The organism is Micromonospora sp. LOL_014, from assembly GCF_048060245.1.
In the GTDB taxonomy this organism is placed as follows: Bacteria; Actinomycetota; Actinomycetes; order Mycobacteriales; family Micromonosporaceae; genus Micromonospora_E.
In genome coordinates this window covers 122284-144360 of record NZ_JBHMIP010000011.1, presented here as the reverse complement: position 1 = coordinate 144360, position 22077 = coordinate 122284, and the positions used below count along the sequence as shown (strand labels likewise).

Below are 22077 nucleotides of genomic sequence, written 5' to 3'. Positions count from 1 at the left end.
AGCAGGTCGGCGACACCTCCGTGCCGAAACTTGAATGATTCCAGAAAACGGCCTATCGTGGCCCGGTGACATCCGACCTCGAGGCGCAGTTGAGGGCGGCCTCGTTGCGGGTGACCCGGCCGAGGCTGGCGGTCCTCGCGGCGCTACACGACCGCCCGCACGTCGACACCGACACGGTGCTCGACCTGGTGCGCGCCGACCACCCGACCGTGTCCCATCAGGCGGTCTACGATGTGCTGCGGGTCCTCACCGACGCCGGGCTGGTGCGGCGCATCCAGCCGGCCGGCGCGACCGCCCGCTACGAGCGGCGGGTCGGGGACAACCACCACCATGTCGTCTGCCGCTCCTGCGGTGTGATCGCCGACGTCGACTGCGCCACCGGATCCGCCCCCTGTCTCACCGCCTCCGATGACCACGGGTTCATGGTCGACGAGGCGGAGGTCGTCTACTGGGGCACCTGCCCCGGCTGCACGACCGACAACGCCACTACGTTATCGACCAATCCGGAAGGGAACAGATGAGCGACATGCAGGACAACGCTCCCACCAGCGCCCAGGGTGTGGAAAAGATGTCGGCGGCCGGCTGCCCGGTCGCCCACGACTCGGTCACCTCGCACGGCAGCGAGAGCGAGAACCCGGCGATCGACTCACCGACTCCCAAAACGGGCGGTCGACCGCGTACCAACCGGGACTGGTGGCCCAACCAACTCGACCTGTCGGTGCTGCACGCCCACTCACCCAAGGGCAACCCGCTGGGCGCGGACTTCAGCTACGCCAAGGAGTTCGCCAAGCTCGACGTCGAGGCCCTCAAGCAGGACATCGTCCAGGTGCTCACCACCTCGCAGGACTGGTGGCCGGCCGACTTCGGCCACTACGGCGGGCTGATGATCCGACTGAGCTGGCACGCCGCCGGCACGTACCGGATCGAGGACGGCCGGGGCGGCGCCGGCGACGGCGGGCAGCGCTTCGCCCCGCTGAACAGCTGGCCGGACAACGCCAACCTGGACAAGGCCCGGCGGTTGCTGTGGCCGGTCAAGGCCAAGTACGGCCAGAAGGTCTCCTGGGCCGATTTGCTGGTGCTGGCCGGCAACGTCGCCCTGGAGTCGATGGGCTTCAAGACCTTCGGCTTCGCCTTCGGCCGGGAGGACGTCTGGGAGCCGGAGGAGATCTTCTGGGGCCCGGAGGACACCTGGCTGGGTGACGCCCGCTACCTCTCCGAGAAGGAGATGTCGGCTGGAGTCGGCGCGACCGAGATGGGCCTGATCTACGTCAACCCGGAGGGCCCGCGCGGCAACGCGGACCCCCTCGCGGCGGCCCACTTCATCCGGGAGACGTTCGCCCGGATGGCGATGAACGACGAGGAGACCGTCGCCCTCATCGCCGGTGGCCACACCTTCGGCAAGACCCACGGGGCCGGTGACGCAGACGCTCACGTCGGCCCGGAACCGGAGGGCGCGCCGATTGAGGCGCAGGGCCTGGGCTGGCTGAGCACGCACGGCAGCGGCAAGGGCGGCGACACCATCACCAGCGGCTTGGAGGTCACCTGGACCGACAAGCCGACGCAGTGGAGCAACCGCTTCTTCGAGATCCTGTTCGGGTACGAGTGGGAGCTGACCACTAGCCCTGGTGGGGCCAAGCAGTGGGTGGCCAAGGACGCCGAGGCGATCATCCCGGACGCGCACGACCCGGCGAAGAAGCACAAGCCGACGATGCTCACCACCGACCTGTCGCTGCGCTTCGACCCGACGTACGAGCAGATCTCCCGCCGGTTCCTGGCCAACCCGGACGAGTTCGCACTGGCCTTCGCCAAGGCCTGGTACAAGCTGCTGCACCGCGACATGGGCCCGGTCAGCCGGTTCCTCGGTCCGTGGGTGCCCGAGGCCCAGCTGTGGCAGGACCCGGTGCCGGCCGTCGACCACGAACTGGTCAGCGACGCAGACGTGGCCGCGCTCAAGGCGAAGGTCCTCGATTCCGGGCTGAGCACCGCGCAGCTGGTCAGCACCGCCTGGGCGTCGGCGGCGAGCTTCCGCTCCACCGACAAGCGTGGCGGCGCCAACGGGGCCCGGATCCGGCTCGAGCCGCAGCGCAGCTGGGAGGTCAACCAGCCGGAGCAGCTGGCGACCGTGCTGAGCACCCTGGAGGGCATCCAACAGGAGTTCAACGCGGCCGGCGGCGCGCAGATCTCGCTCGCAGACCTGATCGTGCTGGCCGGCTCGGCCGCCGTCGAGAAGGCAGCGCACGACGCCGGGGTCAAGGTGACCGTGCCGTTCCACCCGGGCCGCACCGACGCCAGCCAGGAGCAGACCGACGTCGAGTCGTTCGCGGTGATGGAGCCGCGCGCCGACGGGTTCCGTAACTACCTGCGGCCGGGCGAGAAGACCCAACCGGAGGTCCTGCTGGTCGACCGGGCGTACATGCTCGACCTGTCCGCCCCGGAGATGACCGTGCTCATCGGTGGTCTGCGGGCGCTCGGGGCGAACGTCGGCGGCGCGCAGCACGGCGTGCTCACCGACCGGCCCGGCGTACTCACCAACGACTTCTTCACCAACCTGCTCTCCCCGGGCACCCGGTGGAAGGCGGCGGAGTCAGGCGAGCACATCTACGAGATCCGCGACCTTGCCACCGACGAGGTGAAGTGGACCGCGACCGCGGTCGACCTGATCTTCGGCTCGAACTCGCAGCTGCGCGCCCTCTCCGAGGTGTACGCCAGCAGCGACGCCGGCGAGAAGTTCGTCGCCGACTTCGTCGCCGCCTGGGTCAAGGTCATGGAGCTGGACCGGTTCGACCTGTCCTGAGCCGGCATTCGACAGACGTGGCCCCGCTGGCCGGTACCGGCCAGCGGGGCCACGTCGGGTTCCGGTCCCAGGTCAGCGGGGACACCACTGGTTGGCGTAGCCGTCGACGGCGCCGCAGGACCCGATGCCCTGCGGGTAGGTGAAGAAGTCGGTCGGGTCGTACTTGCGCTTGACCTCGACCAGCCGCGGGTAGTTCCCGCCGTAGTAGGCGTGTCGCCAGTCGGCCAGGTGGGGATCCGGGAAGTTCTGGTACGCCCCCGCCGGAGGGTAGCCGGCGAACACCTCGTCGAAAAATTCGGTCAGCCAGAGTTCGTTGGCGACGGCGACCTCCGGCGGATCGTCGTCTGCCCAGGTCGCCTCGGCGGCCATGATGAAGGTGACGTCGCGGTGCACGAACGCGGTGGCGTCCGGCTGTACCTCGTTCACCTGCCCACCCAGGCAGAACAACGCGATCCCGGCCCCGTCCGGGTTGCGGCTGCCCGGCCACCGGTGCAGGCCGTCGAGCACTGCCTGCAGTTGCCGCCGGTTCAACGACTCGGGCAGCGCCGCCGACTTGACCGCGAACTGCTGCGCCGGGGTGTTCGCCGACAGCAACACGCTCGCCTCGGCCGGCGACACCGCCCGGACGCCGTCCCGGTTGGCTTCACGTTCGGCCGGCGTCCCGACGCGCAGCACCGGCTCGAGGATCTCGGTCAGCTCGTCGACGGTGCCGTAGAACTGGCCGAGCGCGTCGGCGTACACCTGCTGCTCGCCGGCGGCCAGCGTGGTGCCGGCACCGATGCGGCAGTCCAGACGCCGATCGCCGCGGTAGGCGGTCGCGACGTCCTGCAAGGCCAGCATGGCCGGGGTGACGCTGGCCGCCGACCAGCGGAACCGAAAGAACGACACCAGACCCTGCAGCTGTACGTAGCGGAAGGTAAACGAGGTGTTGACGCCGAAGTTGTTGCCGGCGCCGCCCCGGCAGGCCCAGAACAGGTCCGGGTCGTTGGTCTCGTCGCAGGCCGTCACCGTGCCGTCGGCCAGCACCACCTCGGTCGATACCAGCCGGTCACAGGTCAGGCCGAACATCTTGTCGCTGAAGCCGATCCCGCCACCGAGCACCAGCCCGGCCACACCGACCGTCGGGCACCGTCCGGCGGGGACGAAGACACCCTGGTCACGCAGGAGCGGCAGCAGGTCGGCGTTGACCACGCCGGCCTGCACGGTGATGGTGCCGGCATCGTCGGTGACCTCGACCGACCCGTACCGCCGCGGCGGTGCCGGCCAACGGTTCGGCGTGACCTTGATCCCCCGCAGCCGGCTCATCACCATCAGCAGGCCGGTCGTGGTGGAGTAGCCGGCGTAGTTGTGGCCGAGGCTGGACCGGGGCACCAGCGGCATCCCGACATCATGTGCCCAGCTGACCGCCACCGCGACGTCGTCGGGTGTGCCGGGTGTCAGGATCGCGGCTGGTTGCACGTTGGCGTACCGGTGGTTGTACGGGATGCTGAGTGCCTCGTAGCTCGCCCCGCCGGGGCGGTACAGGGTGGCATCCGCCGACAGCTGCCCCTGCAGCTCCACCCACTGCCGGTCCGGCAGATCCCGCCACGGACGATCGTCCCGGCCAGCACCGGGCCCGATGTCCGGGTCCTGGGGCCTGACCTGCGTCGGTTGTTCGGCCGGGGTCCGGGTCGGCTCGTCGGCCGGCGTCGGTACGGCCGTGGCTGGTCGCCCGATCAGTCCGACCGCTGGGACCAGCCCGGCGACCGCGCCTGCCCGCAACGCCGTACGTCTGCTCACCATCGTCCGTGCTCCCCCGCTGGCACCGTCCGGATCAGCCGGTCGATTCCGCCCCGGCCACCGCACCGACCTTGCCACTGGTCAGGCGCCGCTCAGGTCCCTCAGGCACACGTCACCCGTCCGGCGTACACCGGTTCTGGATCATCGTGTCGGCGCGGCGGGCTGAGGGTGGTGCACCCTAGCTGGCGCGATAGGGTGCACCACCTTCGACCCGCCGCGTGACACGACGTCCCCGACGGACGACGACGCGGCGTCAGGCGTCCTCGCGGAGCACGAGTACGCCGTACCGGTCCAGGCGCAGCGGCGCACCGGCGGTGACCCGTTCCCCGGTCAGCAGGTCGACCCCGGCGGCGCAGGCCGGCAGCTCGACCGGCTCCTCACCGTGGTTGAGCAGGAACCGGATCCGGGTGCCGTCCGGCGCGACCCGTACCGCCGACTCCAGGTCCGGCACGTGCGCGTACGGGCCGAGCAGTCCGTGCCGGTCCAGGATCCGGCGTACCACCCAGGTCACACCCGCCTGGTCGAGCCCGGCGGCGACGTACCACCCTTCACCGGCGCCGAACCGGTTGCGGGTGACCGCCGGGGTCCCGGCGTAGAAGTCTGCCTGGTATGTGCCGATCACCTCGGCGCCCTGTGGGATGACCAGCTCGAACAGCAGCGTGGCGGCGGAAACGACCGACCGGGCACCGTCGAGGGTCATGGTGACCGGGTTGACCACGTCGGCGTCCCGGGCGTCCCACTCGTCGATCCGGATCCCCATCAGTGGGGCCAGCGGCCCCGGCACATCGGCCAGGAACGCCTGATCGTTGTCGTCGACCCGCCCGGACAGGTACGTTGCCAGCACGGTGCCGCCCCGCTGGGCGACCCCCTCCAAACGGGCCGCGAGGTCGTCCTTGACCATGTGCAGTGCCGGCGCGAGCACCACGTCGTAGCCGGTCAGGTCGGCGGTGACCGGGACGACGTCGACGTCGATCCCGGCGTCCCACAGTGCCCGGTGATAGGCGAGCACCACCTGCTGGTAACGGACCAGCCGGGACGGGCCGTCGGAGATCTCCAGCGCCCACCAGCTCTCCCAGTCGAACAGCACCGCCACCCGGGCCGGGGTGCGGGCGCCGAGCGTTACGCCGCCGAGCCGCGCCAGCTCCGCACCCAGCTCGGCGACCTCGGTGAAGACCCGAGTGTCGGATCGGCCCGCGTGGCCGATGACCGCCCCGTGGTACTTCTCGCTGGCTCCCCGACCGGCGCGCATCTGGAAGAACAGCACCGCGTCGGCGCCGTGCGCCACCGCCTGCCAGCTCCACAGCCGCAGGACGCCGGGCCGTTTCAGCGGGTTGACATCGCGGCAGGCGGTGACGCTCGGGGTCTGCTCCATCAGCCAGAACGGGTGGCCGCCTTTCAACCCGCGGATCAGGTCGTGGGTGAGCGCCATCCGGGCCGCCGACCGGTCGTCGGGTGGGTAGTTGTCCCAGGAGGCGAAGTCAAGATGCTCGGCCCAGCGGTGGTAGTCGATCGGCCGGTACATGCCCATGAAGTTGGTGGTCACCGGAGTGTCCGGGCTGGACTCGCGGATCGCCGCCTTCTCGTCAACGAAGTTGGCCAGCATCGCGTCCGACATGAACCGCAGGTAGTCGAGGGTGATGCCCTGAAACGCGGTGTGGTCGGGCCCGCGCCAGTGTTCGGTCAAAGCCGACGGCGGCTCGATCTGCCCCCACTCGGTGAAGGTGTGCGACCAGAAGGTGGTGTACCAGGCGGCGTTGAGCGCGTCGAGGCTGCCGTACCGCTCGCGCAGCCAGAGCCGGAAGTTGGCGGCACACAGCTCGCAGTAGCAGGCGCCGCCGTACTCGTTGTTGACGTGCCAGGCGACCAGGCCAGGGGTACGCGCGTAACGTTGCGCGACGCGCCGGGCCAGCTCCGTGGCGAGTCGGCGGTACGTCGACGAGTTGGGGCAGGAGTTGTGCCGTTGGCCGAACCGGTGCCGGCGGCCGGAGAAGTCGACGCGGGTCACGTCGGGGTGGGCGCGGGCCATCCAGGCCGGATGCGCGCCGGTACCGGTGGCCAGGCAGATCTGCCGGCCCTCGACGACTGCCCGCTCGACGATGCGGTCCAGGGTGGAGAAGTCGTAGACGCCGGGACCGGGCTGGGTCAGGCCCCAGGTGAAGACGCCGACGGTGACGGTGTCGATCCGCGCCGCGTCGAACAGCCGGTAGTCGTCCTTCCAGACGTCCTCGGGCCACTGCTCCGGGTTGTAGTCCCCGCCGTACGGAATCTTCGCGACGTCGGGCAGCGTCACCTGGTGAACTCCTTCTCGATCGCCGTGATCATCGGTCGGCTGGTGCGCAGCAGCAGCAACGCCAGCACCGAGCCGGTCAGCGCCAGCACTGCCTCCGAGGTGTACGCGGTGATCCCGGCCGCCACGACCCCGAGCGCCAGCACACCGAGGGAGGTGCCGGGCGTACGGGTCAGGAAGTGCGCGGCGAGCCGGGCCACGTCGCGGGCGCGGAACGCGAACAGCGAGGTGATCACCAACGCGGTGCCGCCCCAGACAGTCGCCGCGACCGCGACGAGGACCAGCAACGCTGCCCACCAGCGCGGCACCCCGGCCGCGTCGAAGTAGGCCAGGTTGACCGCGACAAGGGTCAGCCCGGCCAGCAGCGGCAGCCAGATCCGCAGCACCCCGCCGAGGTTGGCCCGGTAGCCGCGCCGGAAGTCGACGGCCGGGGTCAGGTCGGTGATGTCGGGGCGGTGCCAGGCGACGGCGTACAAAGCGGCGGACAGCGCCGGGCCGACCGGGACGGCGCAGGCGGCGTAGAGCGGGATGTTGCTGGCGTCGCGGGCCAGCAGCAGCGCCGGCACCAGACCGGGCAGTACGCCGGCGAGCAGCAGCAGCTCGACGACGGTCAGCCGGTAGACGATCGCCGCGACCCGCGACAGCGGCCCGGTGCCGAACTGCCGTTGCGCGGCGGCGAGGTCGTTCACGATGAACCGTTTCCGCCGAGCAGTCGCCGGTCGTCGCACCACGGCGGGGTCTCGTCGACCACCTGGGTGATCTCAACCAGAGTGACCTCGTGCCGCGCCAGGGTCAGGTCGATGTCTACCCGGCCATCGACGACCGGCAGCGCGCGGTGACTGCGGGCCGGTTCGGCGGCGGTACGCAGCGCGTCGAGTTGCGCCGGCCGGGGTGATCGAGGGCGGCCGAGCTCGCACCAGGCCCGCCAGGCGTTGCCGGCTTCGTCGCTGACCGACGAGCGCAGCAGGAACGCCGAGCCGGCCGGTGCGGTGACCGGGACCGACAGCGAGACGACGTGCCGGTCCGGGGAGGCCGCGACGTCGGTGACGTCGACCGGCGCCCAGGCCAGCACGGTGACCCGGCCGGTGTCGTCGTCGCGGGTGACCAGGTGGTCGGTGCCCCGGGCGAGCACCTGACGGCCCATCCGGGCCATGAACGCGTACAGATGGTAGGTGGGTTTCCTGATCTGCCGGTGGGTGAGCAGACCGAAGCCGCCGTGGAAGATCGCGGTCGGAATCCCGACCTCCTCGAAGACGTCGCTGAACGTCCAGTAGGAGAACGAGTCGACCAGGTCGCCACCGGCCGCGACGACCGGGGCCAGGTACGCGGCGTGGAACGCGGTGTCGTGGATCGGGTTGTCCGGCCGGTAGGAGGAGTTGAACTCGGTGATGTGCACCGGCAGGTCGGCCAACGCGGTGCCGGCCAGGTTCCTGCGCGGGCTGGCGAACTGTTCCAGCAGGTGGTCCGCTGGCCGCAGGGTCTGGTGGGTACCGAACGGCACGTGCTGGGCTGGCCCCGAGGTGTACGCGTGCCGGCTGACGAAGTCGACCGGCACGTCGCGGTCGGTGACGAATTCGGCGAACGGTGCCAGCCACTCGTCGGCGCCGGGGGAGATCGCCGGTCCGCCGACCTGCAGGCTGGCGTCGACGTCCTTGACCGCGTGGGCGGCCAGTTCGTACAGCCGGTGGTAGGCGGCCCGGTCGGCGCCACGCCAGAAGGAGGTCAGGTTGGGTTCGTTCCACACCTCGATCGGCCAGTTCCGCACCTGCTCCAGGCCGTACCGGTCGACCAGGTTACGCACGGTGGCGCGGACCAAGTCGGCCCAACCGGATTCGGAGCGGGGCGGGGTGACGTTGCCCCGCCACCAAAAGACGGTCTGGTCACCAGAGGCCAGCTCGGTGGGCATGAAGCCAAGTTCGACGAAGGGCGCCAGGCCGAGTTCCAGGTACGCATCGACGACCTGGTCGGCGTACGTGAACGAGTACCGTACCTCCTCTCGGCCGGCATGGGTGTACGGTCGGTAGATGCCCGTGCCGTCGCTCAGCAGCCCGTGCCCACGGATGTACCGGAAGCCGATGTCCCGCTGAAGCAGGGAAAGCGAGTTCTGATAGTCACGGTGCAGTGCGAGGTCGAACCGCCCGGTACCGATACACGCACGCCAGGCCTCCGAGAGCGCTCTGGTGGGCTGGTCGGGTACGATGATCCGGCTCATACCGTCTCCTTTGTCGAGCGTCGGCGCAGGTGGCGCCGGTCGACGCCGGCCAGGGCAAGGTGGATTTCGGGCCGGCGCCGGCCGTTGCCAGCCGCGTTCCTGCCACGAACGCGACCGTACCCGGTAGGTCAGCCGTACTTCTCCTGGTAACGTTCGTACGCTCCATTGACCATGTCGATGTACTGCTGGGCGTTCTTAGCGTTCAGCTCCTCGACGTAGGTGTCCCACTCGGCGAGATCGCGCTGGCCGAGGATGAACTGCAGGGTCTGCTGCTGGACGTAGTCCTTCAGCGGGGTCTCCCACAGGGTGGCCTGTTCCCGTTCCTCCTCGCTGAACGGCCGCGGCGGGGACACCGGCAAGGTTTCCTTTTGCCCCTGTGCCTGCTGGAACTCCAGCTCCTCAGCGGAGAACGTCGACTGCAGCAGTTCGGTCTTGCCGCCGTACGCGAAGACCCCGTTACTGAAGCCGAAGTTCTTCTGCAGGTGCTTGCTGGCATCCGGGTTGATGCCGACGAAGTCGATGTCGGGGTCGAGCACCCACCCACCGTCGGCGTCCTTGGTGTAGGTGACCCCTTCGACGCCCCACTTGGCGAACTCCTGGCCCTCGTCGGAGTACCAGAGCCAGTCGATGAACTGCATCATCGCGACGAAGTTCTCACTCTGCCGTGCCTCAGTGGAGATCATGATGCCGTTCTCCAGCCGGGTGCCGGCCTTGACCGAACCGGCCGGACCGGACGGTACCGGGATCTTGGCGATCGTCGCGCTCGGGTTGCTCTTTGCCAACGCCGGCCGGTAGTCGTTGACCAGTGTTTGCGCGTTGGTGCTGATGACGAACGACTTGCCGTTGGCGAGCTTCTGGATCGCCCTGTCGTCGTCCTGGGTCGGGCTCTCCGGGTCGAGCAGGCCGTCCTCGACCAAGGAGTGCAAGTACTCCAGCATGGCCCGGTACCCTGGCATGCTTCCGGTAAAGACGAACTCCTCAGCGTCGCGGTCCCAGGTCGCGTTCTGGTAGCCCCAGCCAGCCGCGGTCTCGTAGGCTTGGGCGAGAATGCTAAGCAGCGAGCCGAGTGGCGTGGGGATGTTGAACCGGTCCGACAGCGGGTAGCTGTCCGGGTATGCCTGCTTCATCGCGGCCAGCATGTCGCGCACCTCGTCCCAGGTGGACGGGGTCTCCAGGCCGAGTTCGGCGAGGATGTCGGTGCGTATCGCGATGGTGTAGTCGGTCCACACGTCCTCGTGCAGGCCCGGCAGGACGTAGAAGTTGCCGTCCTCCTGCCGCAGCGAGTCGATGTCACCCTGCAGATTCCACTTGGCGACCTTGTCCTGGAAGTGCGGCATCAGGTCGAGATAGTCGCTGACCGGTAGGATGGCACCGCTGGAGACGAATGCTGACTCCTGACCGGGGTACGTCTTCGGGATGATCATAGGGGCATCACCGGCGCCGATCAGCAGACTGCGTTTTTGCTCGTAGTCACTGAGCGGCACCTCGACGGCGTCGATGGTCACCCCGGTGCGTTCGGTCAGCTCATCCCAGAACAACCAGTCCTTGTCGATCGGGTAGTTGGGGTGATTGTTGTAGAGCATCGAGAACGTCAGGGGCTCGGTTGCCTTGAACTGGTCACCGACGTCGTAGCTCTCCATCGCGCCGACCCTGTTGCCATCCAGGTTCTCTGGATCGGTGTCGTCGTCGCTGCCACAGGCGACGACACCGAACGAAAGCGCGAGAACACCGGCAGCGACCGCCGCAAAGCGGTGCCGGGATCGATGAATCATCGGGTTTCCTCTCGTGTGCGGAAGGCATTCACTTGAATGGGGCGGACCTGACCGCAGCGCTACCCCTTGACCGCACCGAGCATGATGCCGGTCACAAAGTAGCGCTGAATGAACGGGTAAACCATAACGATCGGCAGTACGGTGAGGATGATGGTCACGGCCTGAATGTTCGCGGCCGCCTGGGCGAGGTTGTCGCTGCTACTCCCGGCCGAGGTCGCGGTAGTTGCGCCAGCAATCAGGTTGCGCAGGTAGACGGTCACCGGGAAAAGCTCGGAGCGGTCCATGTAGAGAAACGCGGAAAACCAGGAATTCCAGAACGAGACCGAGTAAAATAGCACCATCGTCGCCATGATCGCCTTGGACAGTGGGATCACGATGCGCCAGAGGATGCCGTACGTGCTGAGACCGTCGACGGCGGCGGCCTCCTCCAGGTCGGTTGGCAGACTCTCAAAGAAGGCCTTCATCACCAGCAGATTGAACACACTGATGGCATTTGGCAGCACGATCGCCCAAATGCTGTTCTTGAGCCCAAGGCTGGTGATCAACACATAGTTTGGAATCAAACCACCGGAAAAGAACATGGTGAAGACCGCGATGCCGACCAGCATGCCGCGACCCTTGAGATCCTTCTTCGACAGCACATAGGCGTAGCAGGTGGTGAGCACGATCGAAATGACCGTGGCGGTGACCGTGTAGACGACGGTGTTACGGTAGTTGATCCAGAACATCGAGTCGGATATGACCAGCCGGTAGGTGTCCAAGTTGAACCCACGCGGGATGATGTTGACCTGGCCGGACCGGATGTAACCCTCGTCGCTGAGCGAACGGGCGATGATGTTGACGAACGGGTAGAGCGTAACGATCACGACGCCGGTGAGGATGATCCCGTTGGCCGCTTGGAAGATCCGGTAGCCCCGGGTGTCGTCGGGTCGGCGGGGCCGACGGCGGATCGAGTGCAACAGCTTGCGGGGGGAGTCGATGGTCACCACAGGCTCGTTCCTACTGCGCGACGGGCGATCAGGTTCGCCGACAGCACCAGGGTCAGCCCAATCAACGCCTCGAACAGGCCGATAGCGGCGGCGTAGCTGAAGTTGCTGGAGACGACACCCATCCGGTAGAGATACGTCGATATGACGTCGGCGGTCGGGTAGGTCAGCGGATTGTACAGCAGCAGGATCTTCTCGAAGCCGACCGCCATGAAGGTACCGATGTTGAGGATCAACAAGGTGATCATGGTGGGTCGGATGCCGGGCAGCGTCACGTGCCAGGTCTGTCGCCACCGGTTCGCTCCGTCGATCCGGGCGGCCTCGTAGAGGTCCTCGTCGATCGTGGTGAGGGCGGCAAGGTAGAGGATCGTCCCCCAGCCGACCGTCTGCCACACCTCGGAGGAGACGTAGATGGTGCGGAACCAGCCCGGCTGCTGCAGGAACGGGATCGCGTCACCGCCGAACGCCCGGATCATCGAGTTGACCGTGCCGTCAACCGAAAGGATCTGCATCACCATCGCCGCGACGATCACGATCGACAGAAAGTGCGGCAGGTAGGACACCGACTGGACGAACCGCTTCATCCGGCGGGCGCGGACCTCGTTGAGCAGCAGGGCGAGCACGATCGGCAGCGGAAACACCACCACCAGAGTGAGCGTGCCGAGGATCAGGGTGTTGGTAAAGACCTGCCAGAACGTCGGATCGTCGAGAAACATCCGGACGTAGCGCAGGCCGACCCAATACTCACCGAAGATGCTGCCACCGGGCTGGAACCGGCGAAACGCGATGACGTTTCCCAGCATCGGCAGGTAGCGGAAGATCAAGAAGAACAACAGCGGCAGGACGACCAGCGAGTAGAGCTGCCAGTCGCGGCGCAGCGCCCGCCGCCAGGTACGTGACCGGGGCCGGCGTCGGCCGCGCCGCGGCAGGCCGTCGACCGGCGGCAAGGGCACCTGCGCCTGCGGCGACGCATCGACCGTGCTGGGGGTACTCATCCCAGTTGCCGCCCCTCACGTCCGGCCCGCCACCGGCCCCCTGCCGGCAGCAGGGAACGCCTCGCGGGACACAGCCCTCGAAACTTTCGGAAATATGTGCGTTACCTTGCGGGAAACCTAAACTCCCCGGCAAGGTGTGTCAAGGGTCACCGAACCAGGACTCCCAACTGCATAGCGCGCACTTGAAGCCGCACCGCCGCCGCCGCCGACCCGCGCACCACCACCCCTGCCACACGCTGACCCTGGCCTACTAGCAGGTTCAGCACCGAAAGTTCCGGTAACTGAACGTGAGATGTGGATGACAGAGATACCGTCGCCGCCCCAGCCGGGCCCCGTCGCTCCATCGACTCCCACAACCACCCCGGCCACCGATCCGCCAGCCCCGACAACCATCGCCAGCATCGCCGACGACGTCGGCGTGTCGATCACCACTGTATCCAAGGTTCTCAATGGTAGAACGGACGTGGCGCCACAGACCCGGGCCCGGGTGGAGGCCAGCCTGGCCCGGCACCAGTACCGCCGCCGGGCCCGGCGCCCGCCGATCCGCAACGACCAGATCGAGCTGGTCTTCCACGAGTTCGACTCGCTCTGGGCTATGGAGATCATCCAAGGAGTGGAGACCATCGCCAGCGCCGCCGGCATCGGCCTCAACCTGACTCAGCTGGGCGGCCGGCACAGCCCACCGGCGGAGTGGCTGGACAGCACGGTGGCCCGTCGTCCCCTCGGCGTTCTCTTCGTCCTGTGCCACCTCACCGAACGTCAACAGGAACTGCTCGCCCGCCAGCTCATCCCCTTCGTGGTGATCGACACCGACAGCGCCACGTCGGCGTCGGTGCCGACTGTCGGGTCCAACAACTGGAACGGCGGGCTCATCGCCACCCGGCACCTGCTGCAGCTCGGACACCGGCGGATCGCCATCATCTCCGGACCACGGGACGTGCTGTGCGCTCAGGCCCGTACCGCCGGATTCCGATCGGCACACGACGAAGCCGGCCTGCCAGTCGCGGCCGACCTCGTCAGGCACGGCGACTTCTATGTCGATGCCGGCTTCGCGCACGGGATGGCGCTGCTGGACCGCCCGGACCGGCCGTCCGCGATCTTCGCCGGATCGGACATGCAGGCGCTGGGCGTGCTGCGGGCCGCCCGCCAACTCGGCCTGGACGTCCCGCACGACCTGTCGGTGATCGGGTACGACAACGTGCCGGTCGCCGCCTGGACGGTACCCGCGCTGACCACCGTCAATCAGCCGCTGCGCGACATGGCCGGCACCGCCACGCAGATGCTGCTGGATCTGACCCGCGGTGCCGAGTTGTCGACCAGCCGCATCGACCTGGTCACCGAGTTGGTGATCCGGGAGAGCACCGCCCCGCCCTCGCCCGTCTGAACAACTGTCCACCGATTTTTGTCCACCTAGGAGATCTGATGCCCTCGGTTGATCTGCCGTTGCCGCAACTTCGGACGTACACCCCAGCTGTCGCCAAACCGGCCGACTTCGCGACGTTCTGGAAATCGACCCTGGACGACGCCGCCAGCCGCGAAGTGCTGATCAATGTCCGTCCGGAGCCGACCGACCTGCGTCTGCTGGACACCTGGCAGGTGACGCTGCGCGGTTTCGGCGGGGATCCGGTCAACGCCTGGTACACCCGCCCAGCCGGGGTACACACCCCACTGCCGGCGGTCGTCGAGTATCTCGGCTACGGGCGCGGCCGGGGCCTGCCGCACGAGCGGCTGACCTGGCCGGTCGCCGGTTACGCGCATCTACTGATGGATGCCCGTGGTCAGGGCGACCAGTACGGCAACGGCGGGGACACGCCGGATCCGCACCCCGCCGCCGCCGGTGGCCCAGGGCCGGTGACCCGCGGGATACTCGAGCCCGACGGCTACTACTACCGGCGACTGATCACCGACGCGGTCCGCGCGGTGACCGCAGTGCGCGCGCTACCCGGCGTCGACCCGGCCCGGGTGATCGCGGCCGGCAACAGCCAGGGCGGCGGGCTCGCCCTGGCCGTCGCCGGCCTGGTCGACGACCTGGCCGCGCTGATCTGCAGCGCGCCGTTCGGCTGTCACTGGCAGCGGGCGATCGAGATCACTGACAACGAGCCGTACGGTGATGTGGCCCGGTATCTCGCCGTGCACCGCGACGCCGAGCCGGCGGTACGCCGGACTCTGTCCTACTTCGATGGAGTGTCATTCGCCCGGACCGCTGTGGCTCCAGCGCATTTCGGCATCGGGCTGCGCGACACCACCTGCCCACCGAGCACGGTGTTCGCCGCGTACAACCAGTACGGAGCCGAAAATGGACGCCCGCAGCCGCCAAGTCGGGAGATTCATCCGTATCCGTTCAACGGCCATGAAGGCGGCGAGGCGGAGCAGGTCCGCCGACAGTTGCGCTGGCTGCGCGAACTGTTCCACTCGGCTACCTGATCAGCTTACCCGGACGCGGCAGGTGCCACGACCGTACGACGGCCGTGGCACCTGCCGGTCGTCCCGTAAAGATGGGACCGCTACGGGTGGCTCAACTCGCGGTGCAGGACGGGGTCATCCCGGAGCCGCTGCCGGTGCCCTGGAAGCCGAACTCGGTCGACTGCCCGGCACCGACCCGGCCGTTGTAACTGACGTTGCGGAACTGAACCGCACCGCTGTTGCCACTGCGGTCGGTGTTCCATGCGTTGGTGATCGTGGCACCGCCGGGCAGGGTCATCCCGACGGTCCAGCCGGTGAGTCCGGCCGAGCCGGCGGTGACCCGGACGGTCGCCACGAAACCGCCGTTCCACTGGTTGAGCGAGACAGTGGCGGTGCAGCCACCAACCGGTGGCGGAGTGGTCGCCGGGGGCGGGGTGGTCGGCGGGGGCGGGGTGGTCGGCGGCGGCGGGGTGGTCGCCGGGGGCGGAGTGGTCGGGCTCGGGCTCGGTCCGATGCCGGGGTTCAGGCTTCCAGGTACGGAGAGCAGTGCCTCGTACCATTTGGTAGCCATCTTGCTGTAACCGGTGGCGTTCGGATGCACGCCGTCGGCCAGATCGGCCGTGGTGAGCGCTGGATACATGTCGACGAGGTGCACTCGACGGCCAGCGTTCGCCCGACTCTGCACGATCTGCGGAATCGCCGCGTTGTATGCGCTGACCTGGGCGGCTTTGAAGCTGACCGGTACGATGGTGGCCACGAACAGGTGGGCGTCCGGTGCGGTACTGGTGATCTTGTCGATCAGCGCGGCGAGCCGGTTCGGCGCGTTTGGCAGGTCCCGGTTCTGCAGGACGTCGTTGGTGCCGATGTGCAGCAGGATCGTCTGCGGGTCGGAGGCGTTCAACCAGTTGACGATGTTGGCGTCGATCTGGTCGATCCGCCAGCCCGAGTGGCCCTGGTGGTTCCGGTCCGGCAGGCTGGCCGGCCCGTTGGACTTGGATCCGACGAAGTCCACGGTGTACCCGCCGCTCTGGAACTTCTGCCACAGGTCGATGCGGTAGCCGCCGGGGATGTTGTAGCCGTCGGTGATCGAGTCCCCGAGCGGCATGATCCGCACCGCGGCCGACGGCTGGGCGTTGGCGCCGTTGCCGACCGCAAGCACGACGGCGACCAGCAATGCCGCCGCCAGCGCCGCCGTACATCGACGGATGGTCGAGGTCATGAACGAACTCCCTCCGAAAGACATTTACGTACATCAATCTATACGCCGGTCGGAGGACCAGGCCGGGACCCGCCGGAGCCCCGGCGGCGAACGGACAGCGGCCTGCGCCGAGCGGTACGGTGGCGCAGGCCGTGCAGTCAGTCGCTCAGGGCTTCGTCGAGGCTGGTCTCGGGTGGGCCGGGCAGCGCCGGATCCCGGCCCACCAGCACGTCGTACGCGGCCTTGACCGCGGCGAACCGCTCCCGGAACGCGCCCCAGCGCCAGGCGCGCTCGAAGCGGCGCACCGAATCGTCGCCGACGCCGACCGCGTCTACCCCGACCCGCCGGCAGACCGTGACCGCCCGCTCGATGTGGAAGCTCTGCGTCACCACGATTGCCCGCTCCACGCCGAAGACACGGTGCGCCCGCAGACACGAGTCGTAGGTGTCCAGTCCGGCATGGTCCTGCACGATCCGATCCGCCGGCACGCCCCGGTCGATCAGCCAACGCCGCATCGCGCCCGGCTCGTCGTAGTCCCACTCCCGGTGGTCGCCGGAGACCAGCACCGCCCGGACCAGGTCGGCTTCGACCAGCCGCCGGGCCACCTCCAGCCGACCGGCCAGGAACTCCGACGGCGTACCGTCCGGCCGGACCTGCGCCCCGAGGACCAAGGCGACCGGCGCGGCCGGCACGCTGGCCAGCTCGTAGACGTGCTCGGCCGCCGACGCCCGGACCCAGTATCCGCTGCCGGTGACCAGCAGCGCGACCGCGACCGCCGCAACGACGCAGAGGGTCAGTTTGCGGCGCAGCCACCGGGTTCGACGGGACGGATGAGCCAGGGCGTCGTCCATGCCGTAATTATGGTCGACGGGCACATCGCGCCCGGCTACTGGACACCGGCCGCGACAGGAAAGAGTGTGGAGCGCATGGTCATCGAGCTGGGCCTGGCCCGCCACCCCGAATCACCACCGTCGCCGCCGGCCGGCCGGCGGTGGTGGCGGTCGCCGCAGCGGACACGGCTGGCCGCCGGCCGGGCGCGTCCGCTCGCCGCCGTCGTCGGCCTGGCGCTGCTGGCCGGCCTGGCCGGCGCGGCCCCGCCGAGCGGCCCACTGCTCGTCCAGGTCGCCAGTCATCAGGTAAAGGCCCGCGACATCGTGCTCGCCGGGGACCGGCTGCTGGTCACCTCGGCCGCCGCGCAGGGCTCGGCGACCACCTGGCAGCTGTCCGCGTACGGCGTACCGGACGGCGCGCTGCAGTGGACGGTGCCGTTCGACGCGGCGAGTTGGCGGCTACGCCAGGTACGGCGGATCGGTGACGTGGTGCTGGTCGACCCGAGGTCCGGCCCTGGCACCGGGTCCACGGTGGTCCTGGACGCGCAGACCGGGCAGACCCGGTGGGTGGCACCGGACGGGCTGGTGCTGACCGACGACGGGCGTACCGCGTTGATTGACGAGCCGGACGACGCCGGCGCCACCTCGTCGACGCTGCGGGCGGTCGACGTGGCGACCGGCGACGAGCTGTGGCGGGCCGACCTGGCCGTGCCGACCGAGGTGCTGGCCGGGTCCGCCGGGCAGGCGCTGCTGGTCGGCACCGACGGCTGGGCGCAGGTACGCGACGGGCGCGACGGCACGGTGCTGCGTACCGCCGATCTGGGTGAGGTGTCCCGGCCGGACAGCATGGCCGGCGCGCTGCTGCTGCGCCAGTGGCGCGGCGGTGAGCTGGGGGTCACCGGCTTCGACCCGACGACGTTGCGGCAGCTGTGGCACCGGCCGGTGCGTTACGGACCGGGCCGGATCACCGGTTGCGGCGAGCTGATCTGCTTCCCGGACGACACCCGGATCGAGGCGGTCGACCCGCGGACCGGCCGCACGGTCTGGCGGGTGCCGGCCGACCTGGTGGTCGACTTCGGCAGCTACCTGGTGGCGTACAGCGTGTCGGCCGACGGCGGGTCCGGCGCCGCAGCAGACGGCGATGGTCGTGGATATCCCGCGGCGGCGGCGGCGGACGCCAGCGCCGACGCGGGTTCGGGCAGCGGGCGGATCATCGACCCGGGGACCGGGCGGACCCTGCTGCCGTTGAGCGCCTGGGAGACCGAGTTGGAGGGGCGCGGCGACGCCACGTTCGTCGGCTACCGGCAGCCGACCGAGACCGGACCGGCCTGGCTCGCGGTGCTGTCGCCGGCCGGCCCGGAGACGGTGCGCATGATCGGTAGCGTTCCCGGACCGGTCGGCGGCTGTGTCGGCGACCGCGGCACGATCGTCTGCCGGCTGGGTGCCGACGCAATCAGCATCTGGCACTACGAGTTCTGACCCGACCCGACCCGGCTCGGTCGGGCCGGGCCGGGCCGGATGGTCGTTCAGGAAGCGGCGTCGACCTTGTCGGCGGCTTCGGCGAGTGCGGCGACGTACTCGTCGAGGCCCCAGGTGACCGACAACGCGGTGGGCGGCGACACCGAGGCGATGAACTCGGCACCGACCAGCGAGGCGACCGCCCCGGACTGGATCTGCGGCATGGTCTGCGCGGCCTGCGAGGACAGGAACGCGTCCTGTTCCTCCTGGCTGGTGGCGAATGACACCAGCACATCCGAGGTGAGCTGGTCGAGCTGCTCGTAGCTCATGGTGAAGTAGAATGTCGACTCGTCGGTGCCGAGGTCGTTGACGCTGGGCGCGCCGGTCATCCCAAGGTCGAGGGCGAACTCGACCCGCGGGTCGGCCTCCTTGTAGACGTAGAAGGTGCCGGCGGAGTCCCAGACCATGGCGACGCTCTTGCCGGCCAACTGCGGGTTCTCCGCAGCTTTGGCGGCGATCTGCGCGTCGATGTCGTCCAGCAGCGTCTGCGCCTCGTCGCTCTTGCCGAGCGCGGTGCCCACGGTGGTGATCAGGTCACGCCACGGGGTGGCCCACGCCTCACCCGGGTAGGCGACCGTCGGCGCGATCTGGCTGAGCAGGTCGTACTGTTCCTGATCGATACCGGAGTAGACGGCGAGGATCAGGTCCGGGTCGGCGGCGGCGATCTCGTCGAAGGGCGGCTCCTGGGCGTCCGGCAGTACGGCGGGCACCTCGGCGCCGGTCTCGTCGAGCTTCTCGGCGATCCACGGCAGTACGCCGTTGGCGTCACCGCCGTAGCTCTGGAACGGGATGGCCACCGGCACCACGTCGAGCGCGATAGCGGCGTCGGCGCTGCCCCAGCCCCAGGCGACCACCCGGGTCGGGGTGTCTTCGATGGTGGTCTCGCCGAGGGCGTGCTCGATGGTCACCGGGAAGCCGGCCGAGCTGCCACCACCGGTCGCTGCGTCGTCGGTGCTGGAATCGTCACCGGAACCGCACGCGGCCAGGCCGATGGTGAGGGCGAGTGGGGTGGCGAAAAGGACGCGGCTGAGTCTTTTGCTGATCACTGTCTCTCCTACGAGCGCGGGTCGTCCGCGAAGGTCAGCACATGCAACCACGGTTTAGTTAGGTTTGGCTAGCCTATGTAATTCTGGTTACCGAGCCGTGATTCCGGCCAGCGGTGGCGAGCAACCACAGCAGGTACGGCCCGCCGATCACCGCGGTGACGATGCCGACCGGGGTCTTGATGTTGCCGGGCAGCAGGTGCTGGGCGACCAGGTCCGCCCCGGTCACCACGAGTACGCCGATCAGGGCCGCCGGTAGCAGCACCGGGGCCCCGGAGCGCATCATCCGCCGGGCGATCGGCATGGCGACGAACGCCACGAACGCGATCGGCCCGGTCACTGCGGTCGCCACCGCGGCGAGGGCCACCGCGATCGCCAGCAGACTGATCCGGCTGCGTTCCAGCCGCACCCCCAGGCCGGTCGCGGTGTCGTCGCCGAACTGCAGCAGCCCGAGTGCCGGACGCAACGCCAGCAGCACCGGGGTCAACACGCCGAGCAGCGTCGCCAGGACGGCGATCTCCGGCCAGCGGGCGCTGCCCAGGCTGCCGACCATCCACGACAACGCCGTCTGCGCCTCGCGTACCTCTCCCCGGGTCAGCAGGTAGCCGAGGACACCGTGCGCCATGAACGCGGCGGCGATGCCGACCAGCACGAAGCGGTACCCGGTCAGCCCGTCTCGCCAGGAGAGCAGGTACACGGCGGTCGCCGTTCCGGCCGCGCCGACGAACGCGGCGACCGACACGCCGAGGCTGCCGGCACCGAGCGTGACTAGTGCGAACACCGCGGCGGCGCTGGCCCCGCCGGTGACGCCGATGATGTCCGGGCTGGCCAGCGGGTTGCGCAACAGGGTCTGGAAGATGCCGCCGGCCAGGCCGAACGCGGCGCCGGCCAAAATCCCGGCGACCAGTCGGGGCAGCCGCAGACTGAGGATGATGAAGTCGTCGCGGCCGCTGCCCTGCCCGATCAAGGTGCGGAGCACCCCGTCCAACGAGATCTGGTAGGCGCCGAGACTGAGGCTGAGCAGGGCAAAGATCGCGACGACCCCGGCCAACCCGGCCAGCACGACGGTGGCCCGGCGGCGGCGGCGACGCCGCAACCGGCTCAGCGCGGGAAGCCCGAGATCGGCGGTACGGTCGGCGGCGTACCGGTCGGCGTTGCTCCGGTCGGGATCGCGGGTATCGGTGCCGGTCATACGCTGGCCAATCGAGAGCGGCGGACCAGGGCGATCAGCACCGGTGCGCCGAGGAACGCCACGACCAGGCCGGCCTCGACCTCGCCGGGCGGCGCGATCAGCCGACCGAGCACGTCGGACGCGACCAGCAGGGCGGCACCGAGCACCGCGCTGTAGGCGAGAATCCACCGGTAGTCCGGCCCGGTCACCCAACGGGCGGCGTGCGGCACGACCAGCCCGACGAAGACGATCGGTCCGGTGAGCGCCGTCGCCGAGCCGCAGAGCAGCACGGTCGCGGTCATGATGACCGCCCGGTCCCGAACCACGTGCTGGCCGAGCCCGTGGGCGACGTCGTCGCCGAGGCTGAGCGCGTTGAGCACCCGGCCGGAGACCAGCGCCAGCAGGGTGCCGACTGCGATGAACAGCAGCACCGTACGGGCGGTGTCGAGGTCCCGCCCGACCAGCGAGCCGACCTGCCAGAACCGGTAGCGTTCCAGGGTCTGCAGGTTGGTCAGCAGCACCAGGGTGATCAGCGAGGTGAGCACGGCGGTGAGCGCCGAGCCGGCGATGGCGAGTTTCACCGGGGTCGCGCCGTCGCCGCCCATCGACCCGATGCCGTAGACGAGCAGCGCGGCGAGGGTCGCCCCGCCGAACGCAAACCAGATGTAGCCGGCGGTGGTGCCGATGCCGAGCCAGGTGATCGCGACGACGACGGCAAGTGACGCGCCAGCATTGATGCCGAGCAGGCCGGGGTCGGCGATCGGGTTTCGGGTCAATCCCTGCATGAGCCCGCCGGACAAGCCGAGCGCGAGACCGGCGAGCAGCCCGATCACGGTCCGGGGCAGCCGCAGGTCCCAGATGACGACGTGGTCGTTGACCGCCGGGTCGCGGTCGACCAGCGCCTCGACCACCACCGGCAGCGCGATGTCACGGGATCCGAGGGCGAGGCTGGCGAAGACGGTCAGGGCCAGCAGCAGTACGGCGACGAGCAGCCCACCAAGCCGCCGACCTATCGTGAACGTCCGACCACCCTGGGTCACATTTCGTCCGGCACGCTCACCCCGACCGGCCCGGAGTGAGGTAAGCATC

17 protein-coding genes are annotated in these 22077 nt (G+C 69.1%); 5 read left to right on the top strand and 12 right to left on the bottom strand.

Annotation, left to right across the window (positions count from 1 at the left end; genetic code table 11):
- The first annotated feature begins 65 nt into the window (after nucleotides 1-65).
- Together ACFHW1_RS12425 and katG are read left to right on the top strand one after the other, a co-directional pair.
- Nucleotides 66-521: a Fur family transcriptional regulator gene (locus ACFHW1_RS12425; RefSeq protein WP_416555366.1), complete on the top strand. Its 456-nt coding sequence runs from the start codon at nucleotides 66-68 to the stop codon at nucleotides 519-521.
- The gene (gene katG, locus ACFHW1_RS12420; protein WP_416555363.1) at nucleotides 518-2794 is read left to right on the top strand and encodes a catalase/peroxidase HPI; all 2277 of its coding nucleotides are present in this window, start codon (nucleotides 518-520) and stop codon (nucleotides 2792-2794) included. Before ACFHW1_RS12425 ends, katG begins: the two co-directional genes overlap by 4 nt.
- A 72-nt stretch (nucleotides 2795-2866) precedes the next feature.
- Here the strand turns inward: katG and ACFHW1_RS12415 are convergent, their stop codons facing one another.
- The 7 genes from ACFHW1_RS12415 to ACFHW1_RS12385 form a co-directional block, all read right to left on the bottom strand.
- Nucleotides 2867-4573, bottom strand: a complete 1707-nt coding sequence (locus ACFHW1_RS12415; protein ID WP_416555361.1) for an FAD-binding oxidoreductase — start codon at nucleotides 4571-4573, stop codon at nucleotides 2867-2869.
- Between the two features lie 253 nt (nucleotides 4574-4826).
- A complete protein-coding gene (locus tag ACFHW1_RS12410) occupies nucleotides 4827-6863 on the bottom strand; it encodes a beta-galactosidase (RefSeq protein ID WP_416555359.1) in 2037 nt (678 codons plus the stop codon).
- Nucleotides 6860-7549 (bottom strand): hypothetical protein, encoded by a 690-nt coding sequence (locus ACFHW1_RS12405; protein WP_416555357.1) that lies wholly within the window; start codon nucleotides 7547-7549, stop codon nucleotides 6860-6862. Before ACFHW1_RS12405 ends, ACFHW1_RS12410 begins: the two co-directional genes overlap by 4 nt.
- Complete coding sequence (locus tag ACFHW1_RS12400) at nucleotides 7546-9072, bottom strand: GH39 family glycosyl hydrolase (protein WP_416568210.1); 1527 nt, start codon at nucleotides 9070-9072, stop codon at nucleotides 7546-7548. Before ACFHW1_RS12400 ends, ACFHW1_RS12405 begins: the two co-directional genes overlap by 4 nt.
- Before the next feature lie 128 nt (nucleotides 9073-9200).
- Nucleotides 9201-10844 (bottom strand): extracellular solute-binding protein, encoded by a 1644-nt coding sequence (locus ACFHW1_RS12395; protein ID WP_416555353.1) that lies wholly within the window; start codon nucleotides 10842-10844, stop codon nucleotides 9201-9203.
- Between the two features lie 59 nt (nucleotides 10845-10903).
- Nucleotides 10904-11830 carry a carbohydrate ABC transporter permease gene (locus ACFHW1_RS12390; protein WP_416555351.1) on the bottom strand — a complete coding sequence of 309 codons (927 nt, stop codon included), beginning with the start codon at nucleotides 11828-11830 and terminating at the stop codon, nucleotides 10904-10906.
- Entirely contained in the window at nucleotides 11827-12825 is a 999-nt protein-coding gene (locus ACFHW1_RS12385) for an ABC transporter permease (RefSeq protein WP_416555349.1), read from the bottom strand. Before ACFHW1_RS12385 ends, ACFHW1_RS12390 begins: the two co-directional genes overlap by 4 nt.
- A gap of 391 nt (nucleotides 12826-13216) precedes the next feature.
- On the opposite strand from ACFHW1_RS12385, the gene ACFHW1_RS12380 reads away from it, so the two are divergent.
- Both ACFHW1_RS12380 and ACFHW1_RS12375 read left to right on the top strand, forming a co-directional pair.
- Complete coding sequence (locus tag ACFHW1_RS12380) at nucleotides 13217-14209, top strand: LacI family DNA-binding transcriptional regulator (protein ID WP_416555446.1); 993 nt, start codon at nucleotides 13217-13219, stop codon at nucleotides 14207-14209.
- 38 nt (nucleotides 14210-14247) lie between these two features.
- Nucleotides 14248-15249 carry an acetylxylan esterase gene (locus ACFHW1_RS12375; RefSeq protein ID WP_416555347.1) on the top strand — a complete coding sequence of 334 codons (1002 nt, stop codon included), beginning with the start codon at nucleotides 14248-14250 and terminating at the stop codon, nucleotides 15247-15249.
- A gap of 91 nt (nucleotides 15250-15340) precedes the next feature.
- Here the strand turns inward: ACFHW1_RS12375 and ACFHW1_RS12370 are convergent, their stop codons facing one another.
- Nucleotides 15341-16447 (bottom strand): GDSL-type esterase/lipase family protein, encoded by a 1107-nt coding sequence (locus tag ACFHW1_RS12370; protein WP_416555345.1) that lies wholly within the window; start codon nucleotides 16445-16447, stop codon nucleotides 15341-15343.
- A gap of 137 nt (nucleotides 16448-16584) precedes the next feature.
- Nucleotides 16585-17277 (bottom strand): SanA/YdcF family protein, encoded by a 693-nt coding sequence (locus ACFHW1_RS12365; protein WP_416555343.1) that lies wholly within the window; start codon nucleotides 17275-17277, stop codon nucleotides 16585-16587.
- On the opposite strand from ACFHW1_RS12365, the gene ACFHW1_RS12360 reads away from it, so the two are divergent.
- Nucleotides 17257-18735: a PQQ-binding-like beta-propeller repeat protein gene (locus ACFHW1_RS12360; protein ID WP_416615441.1), complete on the top strand. Its 1479-nt coding sequence runs from the start codon at nucleotides 17257-17259 to the stop codon at nucleotides 18733-18735. The two genes, ACFHW1_RS12365 and ACFHW1_RS12360, sit on opposite strands and share 21 nt — an antisense overlap.
- Before the next feature lie 47 nt (nucleotides 18736-18782).
- Here the strand turns inward: ACFHW1_RS12360 and ACFHW1_RS12355 are convergent, their stop codons facing one another.
- From ACFHW1_RS12355 to ACFHW1_RS12345, 3 genes are all read right to left on the bottom strand, one after another.
- Entirely contained in the window at nucleotides 18783-19820 is a 1038-nt protein-coding gene (locus ACFHW1_RS12355) for an iron-siderophore ABC transporter substrate-binding protein (RefSeq protein ID WP_416568206.1), read from the bottom strand.
- 73 nt (nucleotides 19821-19893) lie between these two features.
- Nucleotides 19894-21009, bottom strand: coding sequence for a FecCD family ABC transporter permease (locus ACFHW1_RS12350; RefSeq protein ID WP_416555339.1), 1116 nt, complete (start codon nucleotides 21007-21009; stop codon nucleotides 19894-19896).
- Nucleotides 21006-22076 carry a FecCD family ABC transporter permease gene (locus tag ACFHW1_RS12345; RefSeq protein ID WP_416555337.1) on the bottom strand — a complete coding sequence of 357 codons (1071 nt, stop codon included), beginning with the start codon at nucleotides 22074-22076 and terminating at the stop codon, nucleotides 21006-21008. Before ACFHW1_RS12345 ends, ACFHW1_RS12350 begins: the two co-directional genes overlap by 4 nt.
- Nucleotide 22077 lies beyond the last annotated feature (1 nt).

Bases quoted from the DNA above. Each gene is read 5' to 3' on its own strand.
- katG (WP_416555363.1), top strand. From the start codon at position 518: ATGAGCGACATGCAGGACAACGCTCCCACCAGCGCCCAGGGTGTGGAA.
- ACFHW1_RS12400 (WP_416568210.1), bottom strand. From the start codon at position 9,072: ATGAGCCGGATCATCGTACCCGACCAGCCCACCAGAGCGCTCTCGGAG.
- ACFHW1_RS12395 (WP_416555353.1), bottom strand. From the start codon at position 10,844: ATGATTCATCGATCCCGGCACCGCTTTGCGGCGGTCGCTGCCGGTGTT.
- ACFHW1_RS12385 (WP_416555349.1), bottom strand. From the start codon at position 12,825: ATGAGTACCCCCAGCACGGTCGATGCGTCGCCGCAGGCGCAGGTGCCC.
- ACFHW1_RS12375 (WP_416555347.1), top strand. From the start codon at position 14,248: ATGCCCTCGGTTGATCTGCCGTTGCCGCAACTTCGGACGTACACCCCA.
- ACFHW1_RS12370 (WP_416555345.1), bottom strand. From the start codon at position 16,447: ATGACCTCGACCATCCGTCGATGTACGGCGGCGCTGGCGGCGGCATTG.
- ACFHW1_RS12360 (WP_416615441.1), top strand. From the start codon at position 17,257: ATGAGCCAGGGCGTCGTCCATGCCGTAATTATGGTCGACGGGCACATC.
- ACFHW1_RS12365 (WP_416555343.1), bottom strand. From the start codon at position 17,277: ATGGACGACGCCCTGGCTCATCCGTCCCGTCGAACCCGGTGGCTGCGC.
- ACFHW1_RS12350 (WP_416555339.1), bottom strand. From the start codon at position 21,009: ATGACCGGCACCGATACCCGCGATCCCGACCGGAGCAACGCCGACCGG.
- ACFHW1_RS12345 (WP_416555337.1), bottom strand. From the start codon at position 22,076: ATGCTTACCTCACTCCGGGCCGGTCGGGGTGAGCGTGCCGGACGAAAT.